Here is a 25,809-nt window from a genome sequence, read left to right as displayed (position 1 = left end):
GAATACGATACACCTGCAAATGGGAAATATTAAGTGAAGGATTGTATCGCTGGTTCCGAGCCTCTTCGGGCGGTGGAATCGAGTTGGAGGCGGGTTTGCACCCGCTGTCCTCTCACACTACCGTACAGCATTGCGTGCAAGTATCGGGCTTTGGTGGTCAATGCAACCTTACCCCGCCGTGCCGCCTCTATCGGCTTGCTGTTCGCCAGGCCAGCACCTTGCCTCGGGCTTCCTTCAGATCCGCAGTCGCGACACCCTTGCCCCTGGCTAACACGTGCCGTCGCCGGGTGTGCAGAGGACTTTCACCTCCAAGTCACCCGCTTGGCCACCACTACCAAGCGGGTTGCACTGATGCGCAACGCGCCGAGCCTGGCGCATTAACGACAAGGGCGCCTTGCGGCGCCCCTGTGGCTCAACTCATTCCCACTCGATGGTGGCTGGCGGCTTGCTCGACACGTCGTAGGTAACGCGCGAGATACCGTCGATTTCGTTGATGATACGGCCGCTGACGGTCTCCAGCAGCTCGTATGGCAGGTGCGCCCAACGAGCGGTCATGAAGTCCACGGTCTCGACGGCACGCAGGGCCACGACCCAGGCGTAGCGACGACCGTCGCCAACGACACCCACCGACTTGACCGGCTGGAACACCACGAACGCCTGGCTGGTCTTGTGGTACCAGTCTGCCTTGCGCAGTTCTTCGATGAAGATGTGGTCGGCGCGACGCAGCAGGTCGGCGTATTCCTTCTTCACTTCACCCAGGATACGCACGCCCAGGCCTGGGCCCGGGAACGGGTGGCGGTAGACCATGTCGTACGGCAGGCCCAGCTCCAGGCCGATCTTGCGCACTTCGTCCTTGAACAGTTCACGCAGTGGCTCGACCAGCTTGAGGTTCATTTCCTCCGGCAGGCCACCGACGTTGTGGTGCGACTTGATCACGTGAGCCTTGCCGCTCTTGGCGCCAGCCGACTCGATCACGTCCGGGTAGATGGTGCCTTGGGCGAGGAACTGAATGTTCTCCAGCTTGCTGGCTTCGGCATCGAACACGTCGATGAAGGTGCGGCCGATGATCTTGCGCTTCTTCTCTGGGTCGGCTTCGCCGGCCAGATTGTCGAGGAACTGTTTTTCAGCGTCGGCGCGGATGACCTTGACGCCCATGTTTTCCTTGAACATGGCCATGACCTGGTCGCCTTCGTGCAAGCGCAACAGACCGTTGTCGACGAACACGCAGGTCAGCTGGTCGCCGATGGCGCGGTGCAGCAGCGCGGCGACCACGGAGGAATCGACGCCGCCGGACAGACCCAGCAGGACGTTGGCCGAACCGACTTGCTCGCGAACCTGGGCAATGGCGTCTTCGACGATGTTGGACGGGGTCCACAGGGCTTCACAGCCGCAGATGTCCTGAACGAAACGGGACAGGATGCGACCGCCTTGCTTGGTGTGGGTCACTTCCGGGTGGAACTGCACGCCGTAGTAGCCCAGGGCATCGTCGTACATGCCGGCGATCGGGCAGCTCGGGGTGCTGGCCAGCACGTGGAAGTTGCCCGGCATCTGGGTAACCTTGTCGCCGTGGCTCATCCACACGTCCAGGCCCAGTACACCGTCGTCATCGACGTGGTCTTCGATGCCATCGAGCAGGCGGCTCTTGCCTACTACATCAACGCGGGCATAGCCGAACTCACGCAGGTCGGAACCTTCGACCTTGCCGCCCATCTGCTCGGCCATGGTTTGCATGCCATAGCAGATACCCAGCACCGGGACCTTCAGGTCGAATACCGCTTGTGGAGCGCGGGGGCTGTTGGCTTCGTGGACCGACTCGGGGCCGCCGGCGAGGATGATACCGCGCGGGTTGAATTCGCGGATCGCTTCATCGGCCATGTCGAACGGATGCAGCTCGCAGTACACGCCGATTTCGCGCACGCGGCGGGCGATCAGCTGGGTGTACTGGGAACCGAAATCGAGGATCAGGATGCGGTGAGCGTGAATGTCGAGGGCCATGACTCAATCTCGTCAGTGGAAATCGGAAACGACGCGGGGCTGTCATGACAGCCCCGCTTTCTGTTGTAGCTGGAAGCCTCAACCTACGCGGTAGTTAGGGGCTTCTTTGGTGATCTGCACGTCATGCACGTGGGACTCGGCCATGCCGGCACCGGTGATGCGCACGAACTCCGGCTTGGTACGCATCTCTTCGATGGTCGCGCTGCCGGTGTAGCCCATGGACGAACGCAGGCCGCCCATCAGCTGGTGGATGATCGCAGCCAGGGCGCCTTTGTAAGGGACGCGGCCTTCGATGCCTTCCGGAACCAGCTTCTCGGCACCGGCCGAGGAGTCCTGGAAGTAACGGTCCGAGGAGCCTTGCGCCTGTGCCATCGCGCCCAGCGAGCCCATGCCGCGGTAAGCCTTGTAGGAACGGCCCTGGAACAGCTCGACTTCACCCGGTGCTTCTTCGGTACCGGCGAACATCGAACCCATCATCACGCACGAGGCGCCAGCAACGATGGCCTTGGACAGGTCACCGGAGAAGCGAATGCCACCGTCGGCGATCAGCGGGACACCCGTGCCTTCCAGTGCAGCGGCAACGTTGGCGATGGCGCTGATCTGCGGCACGCCGACACCGGCGACGATACGGGTGGTGCAGATGGAACCTGGGCCGATACCGACCTTGACCGCATCGGCGCCGGCTTCAGCCAGGGCCTTGGCAGCAGCGCCGGTGGCGATGTTGCCGCCGATCACCTGCACGTGCGGGTAGTTTTCCTTGACCCAGCGAACGCGGTCGATGACACCCTTGGAGTGACCGTGGGCAGTGTCGACGACGACGACGTCAACGCCAGCGGCAACCAGGGCGGCAACGCGCTCGCCGGTGTCCTTGCCGGTACCGACGGCGGCGCCAACGCGCAGACGACCCTGGTCGTCCTTGCTGGCCAGCGGGTAGGCCTTGGCCTTTTCGATGTCCTTGACGGTCATCATGCCCTTGAGGTTGAACTTGTCGTCGACGATCAGGACTTTTTCCAGACGGTGCTTGTGCAGCAACTCGCGGACTTCGTTCTTGTCGGCGCCTTCGCGAACGGTGACCAGACGCTCTTTTGGCGTCATCACGTCGCGGACCTTGGCGTCCAGACGGCTTTCGAAGCGCACGTCACGGGAGGTCACGATACCGACCAGGTCACCGTTCGCCAGCACCGGAACGCCGGAGATGTTGTTCAGGCGGGTCAGGTCGAACAGGTCGCGCACGGTGGCGTCGGCGTCGATGGTGATCGGGTCCTTGACCACGCCAGCCTCGAACTTCTTGACCTTGCGGACTTCGCCGGCCTGCTGTTCGATGGTCATGTTCTTGTGGATGATGCCGATGCCGCCTTCCTGGGCCATGGCGATGGCCAGGCGCGCTTCGGTCACGGTATCCATGGCAGCGGAAACCAGCGGAATGTTCAGCTCGATGCCACGGGTCAAACGGGTCTTGAGACTGACTTCATTGGGCAGTACCTCGGAATAACCAGGTACAAGGAGGATATCGTCGAAGGTCAGGGCTTCTTGGCTGATACGCAGCATCGCGGGGGCTCCCGGGCGGGAAAAATGGAAGCGCGCCATTATACTCATCCACGGCGCGCCGCTCAATGCAAAAAAGGGGCCTTCGGTCAGGCGCGTGGCACTTTTACCTGTACCACCGCCACCGGCTGGTCGAGCCAGTCGGCGAAGCTGTCAAGGAAGGCTTGGGTGAATCCGGCCTCGCCCCAGTTGTTGAAGATGAATCCCAGGTTGGAAAAGGCACATGGCTGGAGGAAGAGAAAGCCATTGATGTCATCTTCGAAACCACACAGCGGGCAGGTGAAGTTATCGCTGACGCCGGGCATCCACTCCTCCAGGCTTTCGAACAGCGGCTCGCCCACTTCGCGGCGGCACTCCGGACAGCCGGCCTCTTCGAGAAAACCTTCGGTCGGGGTATAGATGCAGCGCTTGAGCACCACTTCCAGCCCGTTGACCTGCTCGCCGAAAGGCAGTTTCTCGGGATGCAGCGCGACCTTGCGCGCGCCTTCGGACAGGGCATGGCCCATGCGGTTCCCGGTTCGACCACAGGTGGTCAGGTGCTCCTCGACGATCTTCTCGCGCACCAGCCAGCGCAGGATGGCCCTGGCACGGGCTTCGTGCACGGGCACGGTGGAAAGTTTCGGAACGATGATGCTTTGGGTGTTCATCAAGCAAGCGAGCCTACGGACTGCGGTAATGAGGCAATTCTAACGCTCACGCACTCAGGTAGCGACCGATCAGGGCCAGGCCGCTGGCCAGGACCAGCCAGGTGACCAGGCGCACGAAGGCTTCGCGGGACAGCTTCGTGGTCAGCCGGCGCCCGGACCACAGGCCTATGAACATCACCGGCAGCAGGGAGACTGCCAGCAGTAGCAGGCTCGCATCGGCATAGACACCGGCGATCAGGAACAGCGACAAGCGCACCACCGTGCTGCAACTGATCAGCGCGCTCTGGGTTGCCCTGACCTGCTCTTTCGCGTCCAGCCGTGCGCTCAGGTAAATGGCATACAGGAAACCACCACTGCCGAACAACGCCCCGAACAGGCCGCCGACCGTTCCCATCGGCACCGCCCACCAGCCGGCCAGCCTGGCCGGTCGCACCTTCACAGCCAGGCCATAGATCGCGTAGGCGGTGACGAACAGCCCCATCAGTAACAGCAGCAGGTCGGACTTGAGCCCCAGCAGGAACACCACGCCCAACGTGCAGCCCACCGCCATGCATGGCAGCAGGCGCAGCAGCTCACCGCGCACCACATCACGGCGTGACGGCAGCAGGTTGCCGAATGCGGCGACGAAGTCGAGCAACACCAACAGCGGGATGATGCGGGACAGCGGCATGAAGTGGATCAGCACCGGGCCGGCCACCAATGCCGTGCCGAAGCCAGCGATACCGAAGACGATGTAGGCAACGCCAATGGCGAGGAGAATGGGTAGCCAGTCGAGAGGGCTAAGTGACAGCTGGGTCAGCATCTTGCTTGATTCCTGTGGAGTCCTTGGTGTGTCCGTCACCGGATTGCGCCGAGGCGGACAGGGTCATGCCTTTAGGGTTATAGCGCGTGGGTAATCGAGCGCCGCCCGCGCGGCGCATCGCGAGCAAGGCTCGCTCCTACCGTTGTTTCGGGCCAATAATGCCTGTCGAAGGCGCGCGCGACCGCCCGGTATCTCGCAGGAAAAACAAGCGTAGGCGGCGCTCGATCGCGACAGCATCATAATTCTCCCGCCATGCACTTGGCGCCCCCCACCCTCCCCCTTATCATGCCCACCATGATCAAAGACCCCTTCGAACGACTCGGCCTGGACCGCGAGGTCCTCACCGTCAGCCAGCTCAACGGCCGCGCCCGGGTGCTGCTGGAAGATGTATTCCGCAGTGTCTGGGTGGAAGGCGAAATTTCCAACCTCGCCCGCCCGGCCTCCGGCCACATGTACTTCACCCTCAAGGACAGCGGGGCGCAGGTGCGCTGCGCGCTGTTCCGGCAGAATGCCGCGCGCGTGCGCCAGGCCCTGCGCGATGGCCTGGCGGTACGCGTACGCGGCAAGGTCTCGCTGTTCGAAGGGCGTGGCGACTATCAGCTGATTCTCGACACCGTCGAGCCCGCTGGCGACGGCGCCTTGCGCCTGGCATTCGAGGCCTTGAAGGAAAAGCTCGGCGCCGAAGGCCTGTTCAGCGCCGAACGCAAGAAGCCGCTGCCGGCCCATCCGCAACGCATCGGCATCATCACCTCGCCCACCGGCGCGGTGATCCGCGACATCATCAGTGTGTTCCGCCGCCGCGCACCACAGGTCGAGCTGAACCTGATCCCCACTGCGGTGCAAGGACGTGAAGCCATCGGCCAGATCGTCCGGGCCCTGCGACTGGCCGATAGCCGTGGCTTCGATGCATTGATCCTGGCCCGTGGCGGCGGCTCGCTGGAGGACCTCTGGTGCTTCAACGAAGAAGCCGTGGCCCGCGCGGTGGCCGCCTGTGCCACGCCAATCGTCAGTGCGGTAGGCCATGAAACCGATGTATCGATCAGTGATTTCGTCGCCGACGTGCGGGCTCCGACACCTTCGGCGGCCGCTGAACTGCTGGCCCCGGACAACAGTGGCCTGCAACAGCGCCTGGACGGTTTGCAGCGGCGCTTGCTGCTGCGCATGCAAAACCGCCTGACCCATGACCGTCTGCGCCTGGAGTCCCTGACCCGTCGCCTGCGCCACCCTGGCGAACGCCTGCGCCAGCAAGCCCAGCGCCTGGACGACCTGGACATGCGCCTGCGCCGAGCGTTCATGCTAGACCTGAACCAGCGCCGCGAACGCCTGGCACGCCTGGACACCCGCCTGGCCACGCAGCATCCGGGCCGCGCCCTGAAACTGCTGGGCCAGCGCCTGGACAGCCTCGCCGAGCGCCTGCCAAGGGCCATGCGCGAAGTGCTCAAGGACCGCCGTCAGCGCTTCCAGGCGCAACTGCAGACGTTGCAGGTGGTCAGCCCACTGGCGACCCTGGCCCGCGGTTACAGCATCCTGCTCGACGAACGCGGCAAGGCCATCCGCAGTGCCGATCAGACCCACAACGGCCAGCGCCTGACCGCCCGCCTCAACGAGGGCGAACTGCAGGTGCGGGTCGAAGACAACCACCTGACCCCGGTCACCCTCCCCCTACTGGACTGACTCATGCCTCGCCTGATCGCGCCCCTGCTCGCCCTTTCCCTGCTGCTGCTTGCCGGCGGCGCCCAGGCCAGCTACATCACCCGCACCTTGAACAAGCCGGTGCCCGGTGGCGTCGCAGTCATCGACCTGGGCCCCTCGGCAACCGCACCCAGCGCACGTTTCGATGGCAAACCGGTGCTGGTGGTCAAGGAACAGGACAACTGGCTGGCCATCGTCGGCATTCCGCTGACCCAGAAGCCGGGCACCGCCGTCCTCAACCAGGGCGGTCGCAACCTGCGCTTCACCGTCGGCAGCAAGAAGTACCCCGAGCAGCACATCACCCTGAAGAACAAGCGCCAGGTCAACCCCAACCCCGCCGACCTGAAACGCATCGACCGCGAACTGGCCGAACAGATCAACGCCTACCGCAGCTTCAGCCCGGCCCTGCCGAGCAACCTGATCCTCGACAAGCCGGTCAACGGCCCGCTGTCGAGCAAGTTCGGCGTGCGTCGTTTCTTCAATGGCGAAGAACGCAACCCGCACGCAGGCCTGGACTTCGCGGTACCTGCCGGCACGCCGATCAAGACGCCCGCCAACGGCAAGGTGATTCTGGTGGGCGACTACTTCTTCAACGGCCGCACCGTTTTCGTCGACCACGGCCAAGGCTTCATCAGCATGTTCTGCCACCTGTCGAAGATCGACGTACAACCAGGCCAGACGCTGCGCAGAGGTGATGTGATCGGGCGAGTGGGTTCGACCGGGCGGGCTACCGGGCCACATATGCACTGGAATGTCAGCCTGAACGATGCCCGAGTGGATCCGGCGATTTTCATCGGTGCGTTCCAGCCCTGATATCGACGGCGCTTTTTTCGCGGGTAAACCCGCTCCCACGGGGGTATCACACCTGTAGGAGCGGGTTTACCCGCGAACGGGACCGCCTAATTGAACCCCTCTTCACCTTGTTGCGCCATTGAAAAATACCGCGCAAGAAATCCAAATACACAGACGAATATCAGCGATAAAATCTCGTCACTGCGCTTTTTTTAAGCATTCCTCTCAATTTTTTCTGAACACTTGCCATCCCCCACCCCACTGGTTAGGGTTGAAGGCATGAAAACCTTCAGCACCCTCATTCTGCTCCGACAACATCGCAGCCTCTGCCTGGTCAGCGCCCGACTACCAGGTTGAATCGCGTCGCCTCGCCTCTTCATCTCGTTATCGCTCGGCAGGCCCGATCTCGGCCGCACACAAAAGGATTGCTTCCATGACCATGCTCAAAGACCCTTCGAAGAAATACCGCGCCTTCCCGACTATCGACCTGCCCGACCGTACCTGGCCGTCGAAAACCATCACCCAGGCGCCGATCTGGTGCAGCTCCGACCTGCGTGATGGCAACCAGTCGCTGATCGAGCCGATGGACTCGGAGAAGAAACTGCGCTTCTGGAAGACCCTGGTGCAGGTTGGCGTGAAAGAAATCGAGGCATCGTTCCCGTCCGCTTCGCAAACCGATTTCGACTTCGTGCGCATGCTGATCGAAGAAGGCCACATTCCCGACGACACCACCATCCAGGTGTTGACCCAGGCCCGCGAAGACCTGATCGCCCGCACCTTCGAGTCGCTGCGCGGCGCGAAAAAGGCCATCGTCCACCTGTACAACGCCACCAGCCCGTCGTTCCGCCGCATTGTCTTCAACCAGGACAAGCAAGGCGTGAAGGACATCGCGGTGAACGCAGCCAAGCTGTTCGTCAAATATGCCGCCCAGCAGCCGGAAACCCAGTGGACCTTCCAATACTCGCCTGAAACGTTCAGCGCGACCGAGCTGGAGTTCGCCAAGGAAGTCTGCGACGCAGTCATCGACGTGTGGAACCCGACCCCTGAGCACAAGATCATCCTCAACCTGCCGGCCACCGTGGAAGTTGCCACGCCGAACATCTACGCCGACCAGATCGAGTGGTTCTGCCGCAACATCAACCGCCGTGACAGCGTGATCATCAGCTTGCACTGCCATAACGACCGCGGCACCGGCATCGCCGCCACCGAGCTGGGCCTGATGGCCGGTGCCGACCGCGCCGAAGGCTGCCTGTTCGGCAACGGCGAGCGTACCGGCAACGTCGACCTGGTGACCCTGGCGTTGAACCTCTACACCCAGGGCATCGACCCAGGGCTGGACTTCTCCGACATCGACGGCGTGCGCAAGGTGGTCGAAGAGTGCAACCAGCTGCCGGTACACCCACGCCACCCGTACGTTGGCGACCTGGTCCACACCGCATTCTCCGGCTCGCACCAGGACGCCATCCGCAAGGGCTTCGCCAAGCAGAAGGAAGGCGAGCTGTGGGAAGTGCCGTACCTGCCGATCGACCCGGCCGACATCGGCCGCAGCTACGAGGCGGTGATCCGCGTCAACAGCCAGTCGGGCAAAGGTGGCATCACCTACCTGCTCGAGCAGGAATACGGCATCAGCCTGCCACGCCGCATGCAGATCGAATTCAGCCAGGTGGTTCAAGGAGAAACCGACCGTCTGGGCCTGGAGATGACCGCCCAGCAGATCTACAGCCTGCTGCACAAGGAATACCTCCAGGCCAACAGCCCTTATGCGCTGGTCAGCCATCGTCTGCAGGAAGAGAACGGCCACAGCGCCGTGGAAGTGGAAGTCGCCGGTGAAGGCGAGACCACCCTGCACTGGCGCGGCAAGGGCAATGGCGCCCTGGAAGCCCTGGTAGCCGGCCTGCCGGTTGCAGTGGAAATCATGGACTACAACGAGCACGCCATCGGCGCGGGCACCAACGCCAAGGCGGCGGCCTACATCGAGCTGCGCGTGGCCGGTGGCCGTCCGGTGCACGGCGTGGGTATCGATGAGAACATCACCACCGCCAGCTTCAAGGCCCTGTTCAGCGCGCTGAACCGCTCGCTGAGCCAGCAGGAAGCCAAGGCCGCCTGAGCCTTACCCTGATGGACAAGAAAGCCCGCATCATTGGATGCGGGTTTTTTTTGCGTTCGCCACAGCATTTTTAGCGTCGATGCAATCGAGCGCCGCCCGCGCGGCGCATCGCGAGCTGCGCTCGCTCCTACGTTTGTCTCGGGCCAGTAACGCCTGTGAAAGGCGCTCGCGATGTGCCGCGCGGGCGGCGCTGGATCTCACAGGCGCCACCCAACCCACGCCAGGCAAAAAAAAGGGGCGCCGACCAAGCGCCCCATAAGCCGTAAAGCACACAACAAATTCAGTTGGCATCCAACAGCGCAATCGCCTCGGCACTGCATGCCTCGATCCGCGCCCAGTCGCCATTCTTGATCCAGCTGCTGTCGAGCATCCACGTACCGCCCACGCACATCACGTTGGGCAGGGCCATGTAGTTACGCACGTTGGCCGGGTTCACGCCGCCAGTCGGGCAGAAACGAATATCGCCGAACGGGCCAGCAAAGGCCTTGATTGCCGCCACGCCACCGCTGATTTCCGCCGGGAACAGCTTGAAGCGGCGGTAACCCAGGGCATAGCCCATCATGATTTCAGACGGTGTGCTGATACCTGGCAGCAGCGGGATCTCACTGTCCACGCCCGCTTCGAGAATGTCCTGGGTGATGCCAGGGGTAACGACGAACTGCGCACCTGCAGCTTCGACGGCAGCGAACATGCTGCGATCGAGCACGGTACCGGCGCCAACGCACAACTCCGGGCGCTGCTCACGCAGCACTTGGATGGCCTTAAGACCGTGCTGCGAGCGCAGGGTCACTTCCAGGGTACGGATGCCGCCAACGGCCAGAGCGTCGGCCAGAGGCAGGATGTCTTCCTCACGGGCGATGGTGATCACCGGCAGGATGCGCGCCGCTTTGCAGATGGCATCGATCCGTGCAGCTTTCTCGGCCATCGAGAGCTTGGGCTGTGGGCGTTCGAGGGTGGTCATGACAGTGGATCCTTGGCTCATGGGCACCAGTAGATGTCCAGGGGGTCGTGAAGAAAAGCGCGAATGGGCATTTCGGAAAGGTCGTTGCCCGCCAGGGCGGCGCGCAGGGTAGCGAGTTTGCCCTCGCCTTGCACGGACAGCGCGATGAATGCGGCGCTGGCGAGCAGTGAACGGGTCATGGTCAGGCGTTGGCGCGGCACGCTCGGCGCCAGCATCGGCAGGATGCGGCGCGGGCTTGAAAGGTTCAGGCCTTCGCGCAACAACGGGCTACCTGGGAACAGCGAAGCGGTATGGCCATCATCGCCCATGCCCAGCACCAGCACGTCGATGGGTGGCAGTTCGGCCATCAGCTGGTCAGCCAGCTCGGACGCAGCTTCGAGGTTGACCGCACTCTGGTACAGGCCGACAAAACGCGCCTTGGCCGCAGGCCCCTTGAGCAGGTGCCGGGCCAACAGGCCCGCATTGCTGTCGGCATGTTCCACCGGCACCCAACGCTCATCGGCCAGGCTCACCGTCACCTTCGACCAATCCAGCGATTGCACCGCCAGTTGCTCGAGGAAGGGTACCGGGCTGCGCCCCCCCGACAGCACCACGCAGGCGTGGCCCTTGGCGGCGATGGCAGCGCGCAAGCGGTCGGCGACATCCTCGGCCAGCGTGGTCGCCAGGGCCTTGGCGTCGGCTAATTGATGGGCCTTGATCGCCGCCGGCAGATTCAGTTCAGATATCGCCATACCATGCCCTCCCATCGCGGGTAATCAATGCAATCGAGCTCATCGGCCCCCAGGACCCCGCCGCGTATGGTTTGGGCGCGTCCCCGGCGTTGCGCCAGCCTGCGATCAGCTGGTCACACCACTTCCAGGCGTACTCGATCTCGTCCTTGCGCACGAACAGGTTCTGGTTGCCGCGCATCACTTCGAGCAACAAGCGCTCATAGGCATCCGGGATTCGTGTACTGCGCCAGGTGTCGGAAAAATTCAGCTGCAGAGGGCCACTGCGCAGTTGCATGCCCTTGTCCAGGCCCTGCTCCTTGGTCATTACCCGCAGGGAGATGCCTTCATCCGGTTGCAGGCGAATGATCAGCTTGTTACCGATCTGCAAACGCTGTTCCGGAGCGAAGATGTAATGCGGCGTCTCCTTGAAGTGGATGACGATCTGCGAGAGCTTCTGCGGCATGCGCTTGCCGGTACGCAGGTAGAACGGCACGCCCGACCAGCGCCAGTTGCGGATGTCGGCACGCAGAGCGACGAAGGTCTCGGTATCGCTCTGGGCGTTGGCGTTATCCTCTTCAAGGTACCCTGGCACCGGTTTACCGTCGCTGTAGCCGGCAATGTACTGGCCACGCACCACGGCAGTGCTCAGACGCTCGCCGGTGATCGGTGCCAGTGCCTTGAGCACCTTGACCTTCTCATCGCGGATGCTGTCGGCAGACAGGTCGCTGGGCGGGTCCATGGCGATCAGGCACAGCAGCTGCAGCAGGTGGTTCTGGATCATGTCACGCAGCTGGCCGGCCTTGTCGAAGTAACCCCAACGGCCTTCGATGCCAACCTTCTCGGCCACGGTGATTTCCACGTGGGAGATGGAATTCTGGTTCCACTGGGTTTCGAACAGGCTGTTGGCAAAACGCAGGGCAATCAGGTTCTGCACCGTCTCTTTGCCCAGGTAATGGTCGATGCGGTAGACCCGGCTTTCGGGGAAGAACCTGGCCACGGCGTCATTGACCCGGCGCGACGACTCCAAGTCATGGCCGATGGGCTTTTCCAGCACCACGCGGGTACGTGCGGCGAGCCCAACCTTGTCGAGGTTCTCGCAGATCGCCCCGTAAACCGCCGCCGCGGTGGCGAAATAGGCGATCAACGGCAGCTCGTCCGGCAGTTGCTCGGCCAGGGCCTGGTAGCCCTCAGGCTGCAGGAAGTCCAGGTGCTGATAGCTCAGGCGCCCAAGGAAACGCCCAAGCGCGGCCGGCTCGATGTCGGCCTCCGTCACGTGCCGACGCAGATGGGCTTCGATGGTACCCAGATGCTCCTGCGCACTCCCAGGCTCACGGGCCAGCGCCAGCAAGCGGGTATCCGGGTGCAGCAGGTTGGCACGGTCTAGTTGGTAAAGCGCAGGAAACAGCTTGCGCAATGCCAGGTCGCCCAGGGCGCCAAACAAGGCAAATGTGCAAGGTTCGACACTGATCGCAGCCATGATGTTGGTTCTTTCCTAAAGTTGGTCTAGGAATACCGCTTTCACATACGGTTTTCAAGGGATAATGTAGTAAAAAACACAACATTATCGGTAAGCGTAACAGACAAGTGGTGCGCCAACCGCACCGACAGTACGATAGACGACCGTGCAAAAAGCCTGCTGCCCAGGCAGCCGGCTGTCTTCCCGACCCAAGGACATACCATGGACCGCGTGCGAAACCTCCTGGAGCAGATCCAGGGACGCCTCGACGAGCTGAACAAGGCCGAACGCAAAGTCGCCGAAGTCATCCTGCTCAACCCGCAACAAGCCACCCGCTTCAGCATTGCCGCGCTGGCCCAAGCGGCCAAGGTCAGCGAGCCGACCGTCAACCGCTTCTGCCGCTCGTTCGGCGTCAGCGGCTACCCCGAGCTCAAGCTGCAACTGGCGCAGAGCCTGGCCAGTGGCGCAGCCTATGTCAGCCGCGCCGTGGAGGCCGACGACGATCCGGCGGCCTACACGCAGAAGATCTTCGGCAGCGCCATCGCCTCCCTGGACAGCGCCTGCCAGCAGCTCGACCCGCAGCAGGTCAGCCGCGCCGTGGACATGATGATCCAGGCCCGGCAGATCCACTTCTTCGGCCTCGGCGCCTCAGCCCCGGTGGCGCTTGATGCGCAACACAAGTTCTTCCGCTTCAACCTCGCCGTGTCGGCCCATGCCGACGTGCTGATGCAACGCATGCTGGCCTCGGTTGCCCACACCGGCGACCTGTTCGTGATCATTTCCTACACCGGGCGCACCCGCGAACTGGTCGAGGTGGCACGCCTGGCGCGGGAAAACGGCGCTTCGGTGCTGGGCCTGACCGCCGCAGGCTCCCCGCTGGCCAACGCCTGCAGCCTGAGCCTGCACATCCCGCTGCCCGAGGACACCGACATCTACATGCCGATGACCTCGCGGATCATCCAGCTGACAGTGCTCGACGTCCTGGCCACCGGCATGACCCTGCGCCGTGGCGTGGACTTCCAGCCGCACCTGCGCAAGATCAAGGAAAGCCTGAACGCCAGCCGCTACCCCATCGAGGATGACGAACTCAGCTGAGCCGGTGCGCCTGCAGACGCAGGTGGGCGCGTTGCCCCGGCGCCAGGCTCAGGCCCTCGCCGCTGCCGCTGGCAGCCTCGACACAGACGAACCCCTGGCATTCTCGCCCGCTCACACCCATTAGCGGCCGGTTGCCGGGGTGCCAGACCACCGTGTCGTCGCTGTCGCCAGTGTCGATGCACAATTCACGCTGCCAGGCCGGGTCCTGCAACTGAACACGAGGGGTACCCGGAAACACCTTCTGGCAACCGCCCTTGAGCTTGAGCGCGCCGTCTTCGCGGCAAACCTGACGGTTCAGGCGGTCGTAGCCCTCGATGTCTTCAAGCCCAGACAGCGCTATCTCGGACACGTCGCTAATACGCCAGTAAGCCAGCAGCGCATGACTCAGCTGGCAGGGTTCGCTGTCCTGATGCTCGGTGCTCAGGCTCAGTTCCATGCGACTGCCCAGCTTGGCATGCAAGTCGACCTGCCAGTCGCACAGGTCCAGACGCCACTTGAGCGTCACCCCCTCTTCGTCCTCTCGGCTGTCTACCAGCTTCCAGTCGAGCAGGCGCGCCCAACCATGGGCAGGCCACAGGTCCTCACTGGGGTGACGGCCGTACCAAGGCCAACACACCGGCACACCACCGCGGATGGCCCCCACTTGCGGCCACTGTTCGGCACACCACAGCCATGGCCGCTCGCCAGCCGGCTGGAAATGCAACAGCTGCGCCCCCTGGCGACTGAACACCGCCTGGCAGCGGGGGTGATCGATGATCAGCACATCGCGCTGCTGGTAACGCTCCCACTCGAAGGTCGGCCTGGGCCGTTGCGAGGAAAAGAAGCGATGTAGCGGATGTTCAGGCATGGTTCCAAGCTCTTGTTGTTTGAGATAGCGCTGTCTTTCCGTATCCCCAACATCCACTGCAAGCCAGTGGATGCCGGGTACCGGATTGGATTGGCGTAAATTTACAACAAGTACCCTCAGAATGACGACTGAATCTTCAAGCCAGCGACCAGCGCGTTGTCCACCTCGTCGACACCGCCCGGGCTCTTGATGTACTGAAGGTTGGGGCGCACCGTCAGCCAATTGGTCACATGGAAACCGTAGTAGAGCTCGGCGTTGTATTCGGTGCGCTGCAGCGGCACGAAGCCGGGGTTGTCGTAATCGCTGATACCGCTCTGGGCATTGAGCAGCTCGGCGCGTTTTTTCACATCATCGTTGACATGGATACGGGCGACGCCGAAGCCGATGTCATCCTTGGGCCGGGCATCGAAGGCGCCTTTGTAAACCATCCCGACCTGCTGGTAGTTGTCGACCACGTTGGTGGCCTTGTCGTGAACCGTGAAGTTGGCGAACAGGCTCAGACCACGGTTGACATCGCCACCATGGGCGGTGACCTGCTGCTGCGCCACCACCCACCAACCGTGCTTGCTGGAATGCGACTTGAAGGCCTCGCCGGTCAGCGCCTGTGGGTTGCCGTTGACGTCGTCGTACACGTCGTCCGCCTTGGCCGTGCTGTAGTAGTAACCCAGGCGGTACTCGCCCGGCAGCCCATTGACCTGGGGCGACCAGACCATCTCTACCGGCAGGATCGCGCCCTTGGTACCACTGCCGCTGAGTTTGAAGCCATTGCCGGTTTCCAGGTTGGAAGGGTTCTGCTCGAAGGCCCCCACCTGCACGAAGAATTCCGGAATGATGTTGTACTTGACCCGCAGCGCCCACTGGCTGACTGGCCAGTTGTACCAGATGCCGCCCACCCAGTTGCCCACCTGCGAGCCACAGAACGCCAGGTTCTGGAAGTCGCACGGGAAGCTGTTGAAGTCCTCCCCCTCGCCAAAGCGGCCGAATTTCACATCCAGGGCACCGTCGAAGTACTTCTGCTTGATCCACATCTGGGTCAGCCGCCAGGTCTGGCCGCGCCCCCAGACTTCCTGCACCGAACTGAACTGTCCGGCACGCGGGTCGCTGATCCGGTCGTTGGACAGGTTACGACCGCTACGCTCGGTGATCGCCAGCTTGAACTCGGTGTCGTTCCAGCCAAAGATCTTTTCCAGGTCCAGGTGCGCACCGAGGGCGAACTGGTCGCTGTAACGGGCCGTCTTGTCGTCGTTGTAGCCTCCGTTGAGGTTGCCAGCCACCTCACCGACGTAATCGAGGGTGAAGTCGTAACCCTTTTCCAGCAGTTCGGTACGCGTGCCACCCCAGTCGCCGGTCATCCACTTCGACTCGCTGGAAAATGCCTCGGCAGCTTGCGCCCCGCCGCTGCCGAGCATGGCCAATGGCGCCAGCAAGGCCAGCGAGCCTAATGTCTTGATGCGATTGCGCTGTTCCATCCTTTTGCGTCCTCTTTGTTCTTATTTGATGGTGTAGACGTTTCAACGTCCCTTGAAGCGGGCCACGTTGTCCTTTACTGCAGCGCTGCTGGCGGCAGGGTCCAGGCGCTCGCCGGTGGCGGCGTCGAACAGCAGCACCCTGGCCGGGTCGAACTGCAGGTTGAGGTTGTCACCGACCCGGCACGCCACATCCGGCGCCAGTCGGCAGCAGACCTTGGTCTGGTTGAGGGTGACGAACACCAGCAGGTCCGGCCCGGTGGGCTCGGTAACTTCGACCTCGGCGCGAATCCCTGGCAAGCCATTGCCCTCGCCGGCTCCCAGCGAGATCTGCTCCGGGCGGATACCAAGGATGATCTCGCGCCCATCGAGCGTATCGCTGGCCGCCCCCAGCGGCAGCTCGCACCGTGCCTGGCCACTGTCGAGCAAGGCCAGCAGGCGGCCCTCCTGCTTGGTCAGACGCACAGGGATGAAATTCATTGGCGGCGAACCAATGAAACTGGCCACGAACTGGTTGGCGGGGTCGTTATAGATCTGCTGTGGCGTGCCGAACTGTTGAATGATGCCGTCCTTCATCACCGCTACCTTGTCGCCCAGGGTCATGGCCTCGATCTGGTCGTGGGTCACGTACACCGTGGTGGTGCGCAGGCGTTGGTGCATGAGTTTCATCTCGGTGCGCATCTCTACCCGCAGCTTGGCATCGAGGTTCGATAACGGCTCGTCGAACAGGTAGATCTTCGGCCGCCGCGCCAGGGCCCGGCCCATGGCTACCCGCTGCTGCTGACCGCCGGACAGCTGGGCCGGCTTGCGGGCGAGCAAGTGCTCGATCTGCAGCAACTTGGACACCCGCGCCACCTCCTCATCGATGGCGGCCTGTGGCATCTTGCGAATCTTCAGGCCGAACTCGATGTTCTCGCGCACGCTCATGGTCGGATACAGGGCATAGGACTGGAACACCATGGCGATATCGCGATCCTTCGGACTCATGCCGCTGACATCCTGGTCGTCGATCAGGATCGCGCCCCCGGTGATCTGCTCAAGACCCGCGATGCAGTTCATCAAGGTCGATTTGCCACAGCCCGAAGGGCCCACCAGGATCAGGAACTCACCGTCCTTGATCGACAGCTGAATGTCCTTGAGGGTGTCCGGCAAACCGCTGCCGTAGGTCTTGTTGACGTTGCGAAGTTCAAGCGTTGCCATGACTTACCCCTTGACGGCGCCGGCGGTCAGCCCGCGGACGAAATACTTGCCTGCCACCACATAGACCAGCAGGGTTGGCAGGCCGGCGATCATCGCCGCCGCCATGTCGACGTTGTATTCCTTGGCCCCGGTGCTGGTGTTGACCAGGTTGTTCAGGGCCACGGTGATCGGTTGCGAATCGCCACTGGAGAACACCACCCCGAACAGGAAGTCGTTCCAGATCTGAGTGAACTGCCAGATCAGGCAGACCATGATGATCGGCGTCGACATCGGCAGGATGATGCGGCGGAAGATGGTGAAGAACCCCGCGCCATCAAGACGCGCCGCCTTGACCAGCGCATCCGGGACGCTTACGTAGAAGTTGCGGAAGAACAACGTGGTGAAGGCCAGGCCATACACCACGTGCACCAGCACCAAGCCACTGGTGGTACTGGCCAGGCCGAGCTTGCCGAGGGTGAACGAAGCTGGCAGCAAGACGGTCTGGAACGGCAGGAAGCAGCCGAACAGCAACAACCCGAAGAACAGCTGCGAACCACGGAAGCGCCACATCGACAGCACGTAACCGTTCAGCGCACCGATGGCCGTGGAGATCACCACGGCCGGGACGGTGATCAGGATCGAGTTCCAGAAGTAACCGCTTACCGTGCTCCAGGCCTTGACCCAGCCGATGCCGGTGAACACCGCCGGCCAGCTCAACAGGTTGCCGCTGCCGATGTCTTCCGGGGTCTTGAAACTGGTCAGCACCATCACCACCAGTGGTACCAGGTACAGCAGCACGGCCATCAGCAGCACTGCATGGATGGCGAGACGACCAAGGCTCATCGCCGGTTTGTCCAAAGGGCTATGCATGGCGCTTGCTCCTGAGCTCGGAGTACAGGTACGGCACCAGGATCGCGAGAATCGCCCCGAGCATCAGGATGGCGCTGGCCGACCCCATGCCCATCTGACCGCGACTGAAGGTGAAGGAATACATGAACATGGCCGGCAAGTCGGAGGAGTAACCCGGCCCGCCCGCAGTCATCGCCGCCACCAGGTCAAAGCTCTTGATGGCGATGTGCGAGAGGATCATCAACGCGCTGAAGAACACCGGGCGCAGGCTTGGCAGCACCACGGTCCAGTAGATGCGCGGCAGACTGGCCCCGTCGATCTGGGCGGCACGGATGATCGACTGGTCGACACCCCGAAGCCCGGCGAGAAACATCGCCATGATGAACCCCGAAGCCTGCCAGACAGCGGCGATGACCAGGCAGTACACCACCCGATCGGGGTCGATCAGCCAATCCAGGCGAAAACCCTCCCATCCCCAGTCACGCAGCAGCTTGTCCAACCCCATGCCAGGGTTGAGCAACCACTTCCAGGCGGTGCCGGTGACGATCATCGACAGCGCCATCGGGTACAGGTAGATGGTGCGGATGAAGCCCTCGCGACGGATGCGCTGATCGAGCAGCACCGCCAGCAGGACGCCAATGGCCAGGGTGATGGCGATGAACAGCCCGCCGAACACCAGCAGGTTCTTGCTGGCTACCCACCAGCGGTCGTTGTCGAACAGACGGGCGTATTGCGCCAGGCCTGCCCATTTGTACGTCGGCAGGAAGGTGGACGTGGTGAACGAGAGGACGAAGGTCCACAGGATATAGCCATAGAAGCCCACCAGGACGATGAACATGCTCGGCGCCAGCACCAGTTTCGGTAGCCAGCGCTGTAGAGCGTCCAGGGGCGAGGCCCGCAGTCGGGCGGTTGTCGTAGTCATGATTGAAACCCCGATTCAGGAATGGGACGTCCTGGTGTAGGAGTGACCTGTGGAAGCGGGCCTATCTGCGAACAAAGGCCAAGCCCTTGACCTGCAATCGCGGTGTACGCTTCGCGGGTGAGCCCGCTCCCACAGGGACCGTGCCGGATCTACGGCTGTGACATCGGCTACTGGGCAGCCTGGATCGCCGCTGCCAGCTTCTTCGCCGCATCGGCCGGGTCGGCCTTGGGGTCGTTGATGTAGTTGGTCACCACATCGAAGAACGCGCCCTGCACGGCCAGGGTCGTGGCCATGTTGTGCGCCATGCTCGGTTGCAGACCGCCGTTGCCAGCATCGGCAAGGAAGTCCTTGGCAGAGGCCTGGGCGCAGGCATCGAAGCCGTACTGCCCCATCTGCGCGAGCATGTCGTTGCGTACCGGAATCGACCCCTTGTTGGTGCTGAAGAGTTTCTGGAAGTCCTTGCCGAGCACGATCCGGGCAATATCCTGCTGGCCTGCTGCGGTGCCCTCATCCTTCTGCTTGAACACCACCAACGAGTCGATGTTGTACAGGAAGGCCTTTTCGGTACCGGGGAATGGCACGCACTGGTAGTCCTTGCCGGCGGTTTTCTTCGCCAGGGTCCACTCGCTCTTGGCCCAGTCGCCCATGATCTGCATGCCTGCCTTGCCGTTGATGACCTTGGCCGCTTCGAGGTTCCAGTCCTGGCCCTTGCCGTCAGGGTCCATGTAGGTGGCGAGTTTCTTCAGCTCGGTCAGGGTCTTGACCATTCCAGGCCCGGTCAGGGCGTCCTTGTCGAGTTCGACCAGTGCCTTCTTGTAGCCGTCGACGCCCATGACCGAGAGCGCCACGCTCTCGAACACGGTGCTGTCCTGCCAGGGTTGGCCGCCATGGGCGAGCGCAATGAAGCCAGCAGCCTTGAGCTTGTCGGCAGCGGCGTAGAATTCCTCGAGCGTTGCCGGTGCCTTGTCGATGCCGGCTTTCTTGAACACCTCAGGGTTGATCCACAGCCAGTTGGTGCGGTGAATATTCACCGGCACCGCCACGTAGTCACCGTCGTACTTCACGGTGGCAGCGACTTTCTTGTCGAGCAGGGTGTCCCATTTTTCCTGCTCGGCGACAGGCTTGAGCACATCGGCGTCGAGCAGACCGGTGGCGGCCCAATCCTGGATGTCGGGGCCCTTGATCTGGGCCACGGCGGGCGGGTTGCCGGCCACTGCGCGACTCTTGAGCACGGTCATGGCCGTGGCACCACCACCGCCTGCGACGGCGCCATCCTTCCAGGTGAAGCCATCTTTCTCGACCTGGGCCTTGAGCACATCGGCTGCGGCTTTTTCTCCACCCGACGTCCACCAGTGCACCACCTCGACATTGCCTTTGGAATCGGCAGCAAGGGCGCTTAATGGGAGGAGCGAAGCGAGGGAGATCGCGGCAGCGAGGCGGAGCGTGGAATACATGAGAGCACCTTTTCTTGTTGTTATGCCGGGCAAGACTGTCGCTTGCATGGCATGAGTCTAATCAGCGCACGGACCACGCCAGGTAACGAAGCGATGTGCGAATGTCATCGTTTGGTTACATTCACTGTCCACTGCGCGCACAACCGCCTAGGAGCACCCGTGGAGGGCCGCCACCGACCGCCCAGTCAATCGGCCCCACGCGGCAGGTACAACGTCACCCTCAACCCACCCTCGCGCAGGTTGAGCAGACTCACCTCTCCCCCATGGCTATGGGCGATGTTGCGCGCAATCCCCAGGCCCAATCCGTACCCTTGCTGCTGCCCGGCCAAGCGGAAGTGGGGCTCGAACACCTGCTCCAGGCGCTGCTCCGGCACCCCGGGGCCCTGGTCATCCACTTGCAGGACAAACCCCTCGGCACTGTCGAGGATGCGCAAATGCGCCCGCTCGCCGTACTTGATGGCATTGTCGATCAGGTTGCCGATACACCGGCGCAAGGCAAGCGGCTTGCCCGGATACGCCGCCAGGGCGCGCCCCTCGAGCGTGATCCTGCCATCGCCCAGGTATGGCTCGGCGAGGATTTCCAACACCTGGTTGAGGTCGATCGGCTCGATGTTCTCGTGAATGTCGGTGTCCTTCACGCATTGCAACGCACCCTTGACCAGCAACTCCAGCTCATCCAGGTCCTGGCTGAACTTGGCTTGCAGGCGCTCGTCCTCCAACAGTTCGACCCGCAGACGCAAGCGAGTGATGGGCGTTCGCAGGTCATGGGAAATGGCGCTGAACAGCTGGGAGCGCTCCGTGAGGTAGCGGCTGATGCGCTCGCGCATGTTGTTGAAGGCGCGGCCCACTTCGGCCACCTCGCTGCCACCACCTTCGACCACGGGCGCCACATCGGCCCCCAGCGACATCTCCCGCGCCGCCCGGGCCAGACGCTTGAGCGGCCAGCTCTGCCAGTGCACCAACAGACCGATGAACAGCAACAGCAATGCAGTGGTCAGCACGATGAAACCGATCTGCTGGCGTGGCAGGCGCTCGGCCTCCAGGCTGGTATAGGGCTCGGGCAGCAGCGACGCGATGTACAGCCACTCGCCCTCGCCCAGACGGATCTGCGTCACCAGCACAGGCGGGTTGAGCGGTTCCAGGGTCAGCGAATAGTGCGCCCAGGAGCGCGGCAGCTCGTCGAGCTTCAGGCCGCTATTGAAGATACGCAGGTCATCGGGGCTGACGAACTCGACGGAGATCTCCATCTGCGGCCCGAGCCGTTCGTGCAGCACTTGCTGAAACACCTCGATCACTGCCTGCTTACGCGGCGTGATGGGCAGCACCGGCATCTCCAGTGGCTTGTCGTTGAGCGAGACGAAGAAGCGCGTGCCACCCATGCTGCGCAACTGGTCCAGGACCATCGGCCGGAAAGCCACCGGCAACGAGCGGAAATAGCTGACACTGGCACTCATGGAATGGGCAAGGCTGGCGGCGCTGGCACGCAGCCCCTGCAACTGGCTGGCCCGCAACTGAGCCACCCAGATCACGCTCGACAGGCCCTGGGCGACCAGCACCACCAACAGGGTCAGCAGCAGCATGCGCCCCAGCAACGAGCGAGGCAGCAGGCGCCAGCGCCGCTCAGGACGTGCAGTGGACATTGGCGGCCAGCAGGTAACCACTGCCGCGCACAGTACGGATCAACCGCGGCGGCTTGTCGGTATCACGCAAGCGTTGACGCAGGCGGCTCACGCCCATGTCGACGATGCGATCCAGGGGCATCGGCTCGCGGCCACGGGTGGCGTTGCCAATGGTGTCGCGGTCGAGAATCTGCTGGGGGTGATCGAGAAACAGCTTGAGCAAGGCGAAGTCGGCGCCGGACAGGGTCACTTCCTCGCCATCGCGGTGGAACAGGCGGTGACTGACCGTGTCCAGACGCCAGTCGTCGAAGGCCAGCACCACCCCGTTGGGCGTGGCCTGGCCAAACTCGGCACGACGCAATAGCGCCTTGATGCGCGCCTGAAGTTCACGGGGGCTGAACGGCTTGCCCAGGTAATCGTCGGCCCCCAGTTCCAGGCCGATCACCCGGTCGGCTTCGTCGGAGCTGGCGGTGAGCATGATGATCGGCACCCGCGATTGACGAGGGTGCTGGCGAATCCAGCGGCACAGGCTGAAACCGTCTTCGTCGGGCAGCATGACATCCAGGATCACCAGGTCGCAGGGGGTGTTTTCCAGTGCCCGGCGAAATCCCTGACCGTCGGCTTCGGCATGCACCTGGAAACCGGCACGGCTCAAGTAGGTTTGCAACAGTTCACGGATCTCCTGGTCATCGTCGACCATGAGGATCGATTTTCCGGCAGTGCTCAAGGTATCCCGCCCTCTCGTTGTCGCAGGTCTTGGTCGCCTGCTGCATGGGCCGCTTCGCGCCCCAATCGCCGGCAAGCCGGCTCCTCTCTGCCAATCGGGGGCGCAACAGCGCCCCTTTTCTGGAAACTCAGTGATCCAGCGCCTGCCCTAACGCCACCCCAGCGCCCAGCAAGCCGGAAAACTCAGCCGTCACCAACCACACTGGGACGCCAGCGAAGTAACCGCTCATGCAGCCCTTGTCAGCGAAGCTCGTGGCAAAACCGCTGCTCAGGAACAACTCGGCAAAACGCGGAATCACACCGCCGACAATATAGACTCCGCCCCGCGCGCCCAAGGTAAGAACATTGTTACCGGCCACCCGTCCGAGGAACCGGCAGAACTGCTCGATCACCTCCAGCGCCCGCGGCTCACCGGCCAGCGCGGCGTCGGTGACCTCGGCCGGGGTCTTGTGTCGCGGGGCTTGGCCATCCAGCGCGCAAATGGCTTGATACAAGCGCACCAGCCCCCCCCCACTGAGCACGGTCTCGGCGCTCACATGGCCAATCTGGCTGTGGATCTGCTGATGGATAGCCGCTTCACGGGCATTGCCCACCGGCAGGTCAACATGCCCGCCCTCGCCCGGCAAAGCCAGCCAACGCTGATCCTCCAGGCGCAACAAGCTACCGACTCCCAGACCCGTTCCCGGGCCGATGACCAGCGCGGGTCGCGAGAGGTCTGGCGTCCCTGGACAAACCTCGCGGAACTCGCCTTCACGCAGGCGGGTCATCCCCAGGGCCATGGCGGAAAAGTCATTGAGCAGCAGCAACCGTTCGACCTGCAACGTCTGGCAGAAGGCGCTACGACTCAGGCGCCAGTGATTGTTGGTGAAGCGAAACTCGTCGCCACTCACAGGCCCTGCCACTGCCAGGCACACGGCCTCAAGGCCGCCGCGGGCGATACCCTGCTCGGCCAGGTAAGCCTCGATGGCCTGTTCGGGGCTGGTGTAGTCCGCTGTCGCCAGTACCTTCACGGCCTTGAGCTGGTTATCGCGCCACAGGGCAAAACGTGCATTGGTGCCACCGATGTCGCCGACCAGCAATGCCTTCATTTGAGGTTCTCCAGAGCCGAGGTAAAGGCGCTTGCCCCCTTCTCGGCCGGGCTGAACGCCATACGCATGAAGCCGAACAGCTCGCGCCCGCAGCCCAGGTCGTTGCCCTGGGGCGCTGGCGGCAGATCGCGGCTGGCCAGTTCCTCATTGGAAACCATCACCCGCAGCGTGCCTTCGACACCATCGACGCGCACGATATCACCATCGCGCACCCGTGCCAGCGGGCCACCGTCAAAGGCTTCGGGACAAACGTGGATCGCTGCCGGGATCTTGCCCGAAGCACCGGACATGCGCCCGTCGGTCACCAGTGCCACCTTGTAGCCGCGGTCTTGCAGCACCCCGAGGAACGGCGTCAGCTTGTGCAGCTCTGGCATGCCATTGCAACGTGGCCCCTGGAAGCGCACCACAGCAACGAAATCGCGCTCCAGCTCGCCGGCCTTGAAGGCATCGGCCAGGGATTGCTGGTCGTGGAACACCCGGGCCGGAGCCTCGACGACCTGATGTTCAGCCGCCACGGCAGACACCTTCATCACACCACGGCCGAGGTTGCCCTCCATCACCCGCAGGCCACCTTCGGCCGAAAACGGCCGCGCCACCGGACGCAGGATGCTTTCGTCCAGGCTTTGAGTCGGGCCTTCGCGCCATACCAACTTGCCATCCTCCAGGAACGGCTCCTGCGTATAACGGCGCAGGCCGTGGCCAGCCACGGTGTTGACGTCCTCGTGCAGCAGCCCGGCATCGAGCAGCTCGCGGATCAGGAACGACATGCCGCCCGCCGCCTGGAAGTGGTTGATGTCAGCCTTACCGTTCGGATAGACGTGAGACAAGGTCGGCACCACCTCGGACAGGTCGGCCATGTCCTGCCACGTCAGCTGAATGCCCGCCGCCTGGGCAATGGCAGGAATGTGCAGGGTGTGATTGGTGGAGCCACCGGTGGCATGCAAGGCGACGATGGAATTGACCAGCGCTTTCTCATCGACGATTTCGCCCAAGGGCATGAAGTTGCCGCTGGCCTTGGTCATCCGGGTGACCTGCTGGGCGGCCTCGGCAGTCAGCGCCTCGCGCAGTGGGGTGTAAGGGTTTACGAACGAGGCTCCCGGCAGGTGCAGGCCCATCACTTCCATGACCAGCTGGTTGGTGTTGGCGGTGCCGTAGAAGGTGCAGGTCCCGGGGCTGTGGTAGGACTTCATTTCCGATTCCAGCAGCTGCTCGCGGGTGGCCTTGCCCTCGGCGTAACGCTGGCGCACATCGGCCTTCTCCTTGTTGGAGATACCCGAGGGCATGGGGCCACCTGGCACGAAGATGGTCGGCAGATGCCCGAAGCGCAGTGCCCCCATCATCAATCCGGGCACGATCTTGTCGCAGATACCCAGCATCAATGCGGCGTCGAACATGTTGTGCGACAGGGCGACCGCTGTGGACATGGCGATCACTTCGCGGCTGGCAATGGCCAACTCCATGCCCGGCTCACCCTGGGTCACGCCATCGCACATGGCAGGTACGCCACCTGCGAACTGGCCGACCGAGCCGACCTCACGAAGGGCTCGCTTGATCTGGTCGGGGAAGTGCAGATAGGGCTGATGCGCCGAGAGCATGTCGTTGTAGGCCGAGACGATGGCGACGTTGGCCGCGTTCATCATTCGCAGGCTTTGCTTGTCCTGAGCGCCGCAACCGGCCACACCGTGGGCGAAGTTAGCGCACTGCAGGCTGGCACGCATGGGTCCGTCGGTCGCCGCCCCTCGAATCAGCTGCAAGTAGCGTTCACGGGTGGCACGGCTGCGCTCGACCAGCCGTTGGGTAACCTCAAGGATGCGCGGATGCATGTACTGGACTCCAGACTAACGGTAAGGGCGGTTT

21 protein-coding genes are annotated in these 25,809 nt (G+C 63.0%); 4 read left to right on the top strand and 17 right to left on the bottom strand.

Going from position 1 to position 25,809, the window contains the following annotated elements:
- Positions 1-417: 417 nt before the first annotated feature.
- The 4 genes from guaA to C4Q26_RS17480 all read right to left on the bottom strand — a co-directional run bounded on the left by guaA (position 418) and on the right by C4Q26_RS17480 (position 4,989).
- Positions 418-1,995 carry a glutamine-hydrolyzing GMP synthase gene (gene guaA, locus C4Q26_RS17495; RefSeq protein WP_023382078.1) on the bottom strand — a complete coding sequence of 526 codons (1,578 nt, stop codon included), beginning with the start codon at positions 1,993-1,995 and terminating at the stop codon, positions 418-420.
- Positions 1,996-2,073: 78 nt separating this feature from the next.
- Positions 2,074-3,543: an IMP dehydrogenase gene (gene guaB, locus C4Q26_RS17490; protein ID WP_023382079.1), complete on the bottom strand. Its 1,470-nt coding sequence runs from the start codon at positions 3,541-3,543 to the stop codon at positions 2,074-2,076.
- 86 nt (positions 3,544-3,629) lie between these two features.
- Complete coding sequence (locus C4Q26_RS17485; protein ID WP_023382080.1) at positions 3,630-4,187, bottom strand: hypothetical protein; 558 nt, start codon at positions 4,185-4,187, stop codon at positions 3,630-3,632.
- A 46-nt stretch (positions 4,188-4,233) separates the two neighbouring features.
- Positions 4,234-4,989, bottom strand: a complete 756-nt coding sequence (locus C4Q26_RS17480) for a sulfite exporter TauE/SafE family protein (RefSeq protein ID WP_023382081.1) — start codon at positions 4,987-4,989, stop codon at positions 4,234-4,236.
- 294 nt (positions 4,990-5,283) lie between these two features.
- On the opposite strand from C4Q26_RS17480, the gene xseA reads away from it, so the two are divergent.
- From xseA to leuA, 3 genes are all read left to right on the top strand, one after another.
- Positions 5,284-6,663: an exodeoxyribonuclease VII large subunit gene (xseA, locus tag C4Q26_RS17475; RefSeq protein WP_104884055.1), complete on the top strand. Its 1,380-nt coding sequence runs from the start codon at positions 5,284-5,286 to the stop codon at positions 6,661-6,663.
- 3 nt (positions 6,664-6,666) lie between these two features.
- On the top strand, positions 6,667-7,494 hold the full coding sequence (locus tag C4Q26_RS17470; RefSeq protein WP_027906566.1) for a M23 family metallopeptidase: 828 nt from the start codon (positions 6,667-6,669) through the stop codon (positions 7,492-7,494).
- A gap of 412 nt (positions 7,495-7,906) precedes the next feature.
- Entirely contained in the window at positions 7,907-9,580 is a 1,674-nt protein-coding gene (gene leuA / locus C4Q26_RS17465; RefSeq protein WP_023382084.1) for a 2-isopropylmalate synthase, read from the top strand.
- 280 nt (positions 9,581-9,860) lie between these two features.
- On the opposite strand, the gene C4Q26_RS17460 is transcribed toward leuA, so the two are convergent.
- Genes C4Q26_RS17460 through zwf form a run of 3 tightly spaced genes read right to left on the bottom strand, consistent with a single transcriptional unit; the run spans position 9,861 to position 12,728 of the window.
- The gene (locus tag C4Q26_RS17460; RefSeq protein ID WP_027906568.1) at positions 9,861-10,541 is read right to left on the bottom strand and encodes a bifunctional 4-hydroxy-2-oxoglutarate aldolase/2-dehydro-3-deoxy-phosphogluconate aldolase; all 681 of its coding nucleotides are present in this window, start codon (positions 10,539-10,541) and stop codon (positions 9,861-9,863) included.
- A gap of 17 nt (positions 10,542-10,558) precedes the next feature.
- On the bottom strand, positions 10,559-11,272 hold the full coding sequence (gene pgl, locus C4Q26_RS17455) for a 6-phosphogluconolactonase (RefSeq protein ID WP_104883352.1): 714 nt from the start codon (positions 11,270-11,272) through the stop codon (positions 10,559-10,561).
- Entirely contained in the window at positions 11,259-12,728 is a 1,470-nt protein-coding gene (zwf, locus tag C4Q26_RS17450; RefSeq protein ID WP_027906570.1) for a glucose-6-phosphate dehydrogenase, read from the bottom strand. The genes pgl and zwf overlap by 14 nt, the downstream gene beginning before the upstream one ends.
- A 210-nt stretch (positions 12,729-12,938) precedes the next feature.
- On the opposite strand from zwf, the gene hexR reads away from it, so the two are divergent.
- Positions 12,939-13,802, top strand: a complete 864-nt coding sequence (gene hexR / locus C4Q26_RS17445; protein WP_177325267.1) for a DNA-binding transcriptional regulator HexR — start codon at positions 12,939-12,941, stop codon at positions 13,800-13,802.
- On the opposite strand, the gene C4Q26_RS17440 is transcribed toward hexR, so the two are convergent.
- From C4Q26_RS17440 to edd, 10 genes are all read right to left on the bottom strand, one after another.
- Entirely contained in the window at positions 13,795-14,649 is an 855-nt protein-coding gene (locus C4Q26_RS17440; RefSeq protein WP_104881323.1) for a D-hexose-6-phosphate mutarotase, read from the bottom strand. The two genes, hexR and C4Q26_RS17440, sit on opposite strands and share 8 nt — an antisense overlap.
- Before the next feature lie 116 nt (positions 14,650-14,765).
- Positions 14,766-16,058: a carbohydrate porin gene (locus C4Q26_RS17435; RefSeq protein WP_256583408.1), complete on the bottom strand. Its 1,293-nt coding sequence runs from the start codon at positions 16,056-16,058 to the stop codon at positions 14,766-14,768.
- Positions 16,059-16,160: 102 nt separating this feature from the next.
- Complete coding sequence (locus C4Q26_RS17430) at positions 16,161-17,315, bottom strand: ABC transporter ATP-binding protein (RefSeq protein ID WP_023382091.1); 1,155 nt, start codon at positions 17,313-17,315, stop codon at positions 16,161-16,163.
- Positions 17,316-17,318: 3 nt separating this feature from the next.
- Positions 17,319-18,164: a carbohydrate ABC transporter permease gene (locus tag C4Q26_RS17425; RefSeq protein ID WP_023382093.1), complete on the bottom strand. Its 846-nt coding sequence runs from the start codon at positions 18,162-18,164 to the stop codon at positions 17,319-17,321.
- Positions 18,157-19,065: a carbohydrate ABC transporter permease gene (locus C4Q26_RS17420; protein ID WP_023382094.1), complete on the bottom strand. Its 909-nt coding sequence runs from the start codon at positions 19,063-19,065 to the stop codon at positions 18,157-18,159. Before C4Q26_RS17420 ends, C4Q26_RS17425 begins: the two co-directional genes overlap by 8 nt.
- Before the next feature lie 167 nt (positions 19,066-19,232).
- The gene (locus C4Q26_RS17415) at positions 19,233-20,519 is read right to left on the bottom strand and encodes an ABC transporter substrate-binding protein (RefSeq protein WP_023382095.1); all 1,287 of its coding nucleotides are present in this window, start codon (positions 20,517-20,519) and stop codon (positions 19,233-19,235) included.
- 185 nt (positions 20,520-20,704) lie between these two features.
- Positions 20,705-22,159, bottom strand: coding sequence for an ATP-binding protein (locus C4Q26_RS17410; protein ID WP_023382096.1), 1,455 nt, complete (start codon positions 22,157-22,159; stop codon positions 20,705-20,707).
- Positions 22,140-22,865: a response regulator gene (locus C4Q26_RS17405; RefSeq protein ID WP_027906573.1), complete on the bottom strand. Its 726-nt coding sequence runs from the start codon at positions 22,863-22,865 to the stop codon at positions 22,140-22,142. The genes C4Q26_RS17410 and C4Q26_RS17405 overlap by 20 nt, the downstream gene beginning before the upstream one ends.
- A 127-nt stretch (positions 22,866-22,992) precedes the next feature.
- Positions 22,993-23,952 (bottom strand): glucokinase, encoded by a 960-nt coding sequence (locus C4Q26_RS17400; RefSeq protein ID WP_023382098.1) that lies wholly within the window; start codon positions 23,950-23,952, stop codon positions 22,993-22,995.
- Positions 23,949-25,775, bottom strand: a complete 1,827-nt coding sequence (edd, locus tag C4Q26_RS17395) for a phosphogluconate dehydratase (protein ID WP_023382099.1) — start codon at positions 25,773-25,775, stop codon at positions 23,949-23,951. The genes C4Q26_RS17400 and edd overlap by 4 nt, the downstream gene beginning before the upstream one ends.
- Positions 25,776-25,809 lie beyond the last annotated feature (34 nt).

The organism is Pseudomonas sp. SWI44 (assembly GCF_002947915.1).
Taxonomy (GTDB): domain Bacteria; phylum Pseudomonadota; class Gammaproteobacteria; order Pseudomonadales; family Pseudomonadaceae; genus Aquipseudomonas; species Aquipseudomonas taiwanensis.
The sequence above is the reverse complement of the archived record's forward strand: the minus strand, read 5'-3'. Positions and strand labels throughout refer to the sequence as shown.

What these genes read in the sequence shown, in the direction of transcription:
- guaA (WP_023382078.1), bottom strand. Translation starts at nt 1,995, where the DNA reads ATGGCCCTCGACATTCACGCTCACCGCATCCTGATCCTCGATTTCGGT.
- guaB (WP_023382079.1), bottom strand. Translation starts at nt 3,543, where the DNA reads ATGCTGCGTATCAGCCAAGAAGCCCTGACCTTCGACGATATCCTCCTT.
- C4Q26_RS17485 (WP_023382080.1), bottom strand. Translation starts at nt 4,187, where the DNA reads ATGAACACCCAAAGCATCATCGTTCCGAAACTTTCCACCGTGCCCGTG.
- C4Q26_RS17480 (WP_023382081.1), bottom strand. Translation starts at nt 4,989, where the DNA reads ATGCTGACCCAGCTGTCACTTAGCCCTCTCGACTGGCTACCCATTCTC.
- xseA (WP_104884055.1), top strand. Translation starts at nt 5,284, where the DNA reads ATGATCAAAGACCCCTTCGAACGACTCGGCCTGGACCGCGAGGTCCTC.
- C4Q26_RS17470 (WP_027906566.1), top strand. Translation starts at nt 6,667, where the DNA reads ATGCCTCGCCTGATCGCGCCCCTGCTCGCCCTTTCCCTGCTGCTGCTT.
- leuA (WP_023382084.1), top strand. Translation starts at nt 7,907, where the DNA reads ATGACCATGCTCAAAGACCCTTCGAAGAAATACCGCGCCTTCCCGACT.
- C4Q26_RS17460 (WP_027906568.1), bottom strand. Translation starts at nt 10,541, where the DNA reads ATGACCACCCTCGAACGCCCACAGCCCAAGCTCTCGATGGCCGAGAAA.
- pgl (WP_104883352.1), bottom strand. Translation starts at nt 11,272, where the DNA reads ATGGCGATATCTGAACTGAATCTGCCGGCGGCGATCAAGGCCCATCAA.
- zwf (WP_027906570.1), bottom strand. Translation starts at nt 12,728, where the DNA reads ATGGCTGCGATCAGTGTCGAACCTTGCACATTTGCCTTGTTTGGCGCC.
- C4Q26_RS17440 (WP_104881323.1), bottom strand. Translation starts at nt 14,649, where the DNA reads ATGCCTGAACATCCGCTACATCGCTTCTTTTCCTCGCAACGGCCCAGG.
- C4Q26_RS17435 (WP_256583408.1), bottom strand. Translation starts at nt 16,058, where the DNA reads ATGCTCGGCAGCGGCGGGGCGCAAGCTGCCGAGGCATTTTCCAGCGAG.
- C4Q26_RS17430 (WP_023382091.1), bottom strand. Translation starts at nt 17,315, where the DNA reads ATGGCAACGCTTGAACTTCGCAACGTCAACAAGACCTACGGCAGCGGT.
- C4Q26_RS17425 (WP_023382093.1), bottom strand. Translation starts at nt 18,164, where the DNA reads ATGCATAGCCCTTTGGACAAACCGGCGATGAGCCTTGGTCGTCTCGCC.
- C4Q26_RS17420 (WP_023382094.1), bottom strand. Translation starts at nt 19,065, where the DNA reads ATGACTACGACAACCGCCCGACTGCGGGCCTCGCCCCTGGACGCTCTA.
- C4Q26_RS17415 (WP_023382095.1), bottom strand. Translation starts at nt 20,519, where the DNA reads ATGTATTCCACGCTCCGCCTCGCTGCCGCGATCTCCCTCGCTTCGCTC.
- C4Q26_RS17410 (WP_023382096.1), bottom strand. Translation starts at nt 22,159, where the DNA reads ATGTCCACTGCACGTCCTGAGCGGCGCTGGCGCCTGCTGCCTCGCTCG.
- C4Q26_RS17400 (WP_023382098.1), bottom strand. Translation starts at nt 23,952, where the DNA reads ATGAAGGCATTGCTGGTCGGCGACATCGGTGGCACCAATGCACGTTTT.
- edd (WP_023382099.1), bottom strand. Translation starts at nt 25,775, where the DNA reads ATGCATCCGCGCATCCTTGAGGTTACCCAACGGCTGGTCGAGCGCAGC.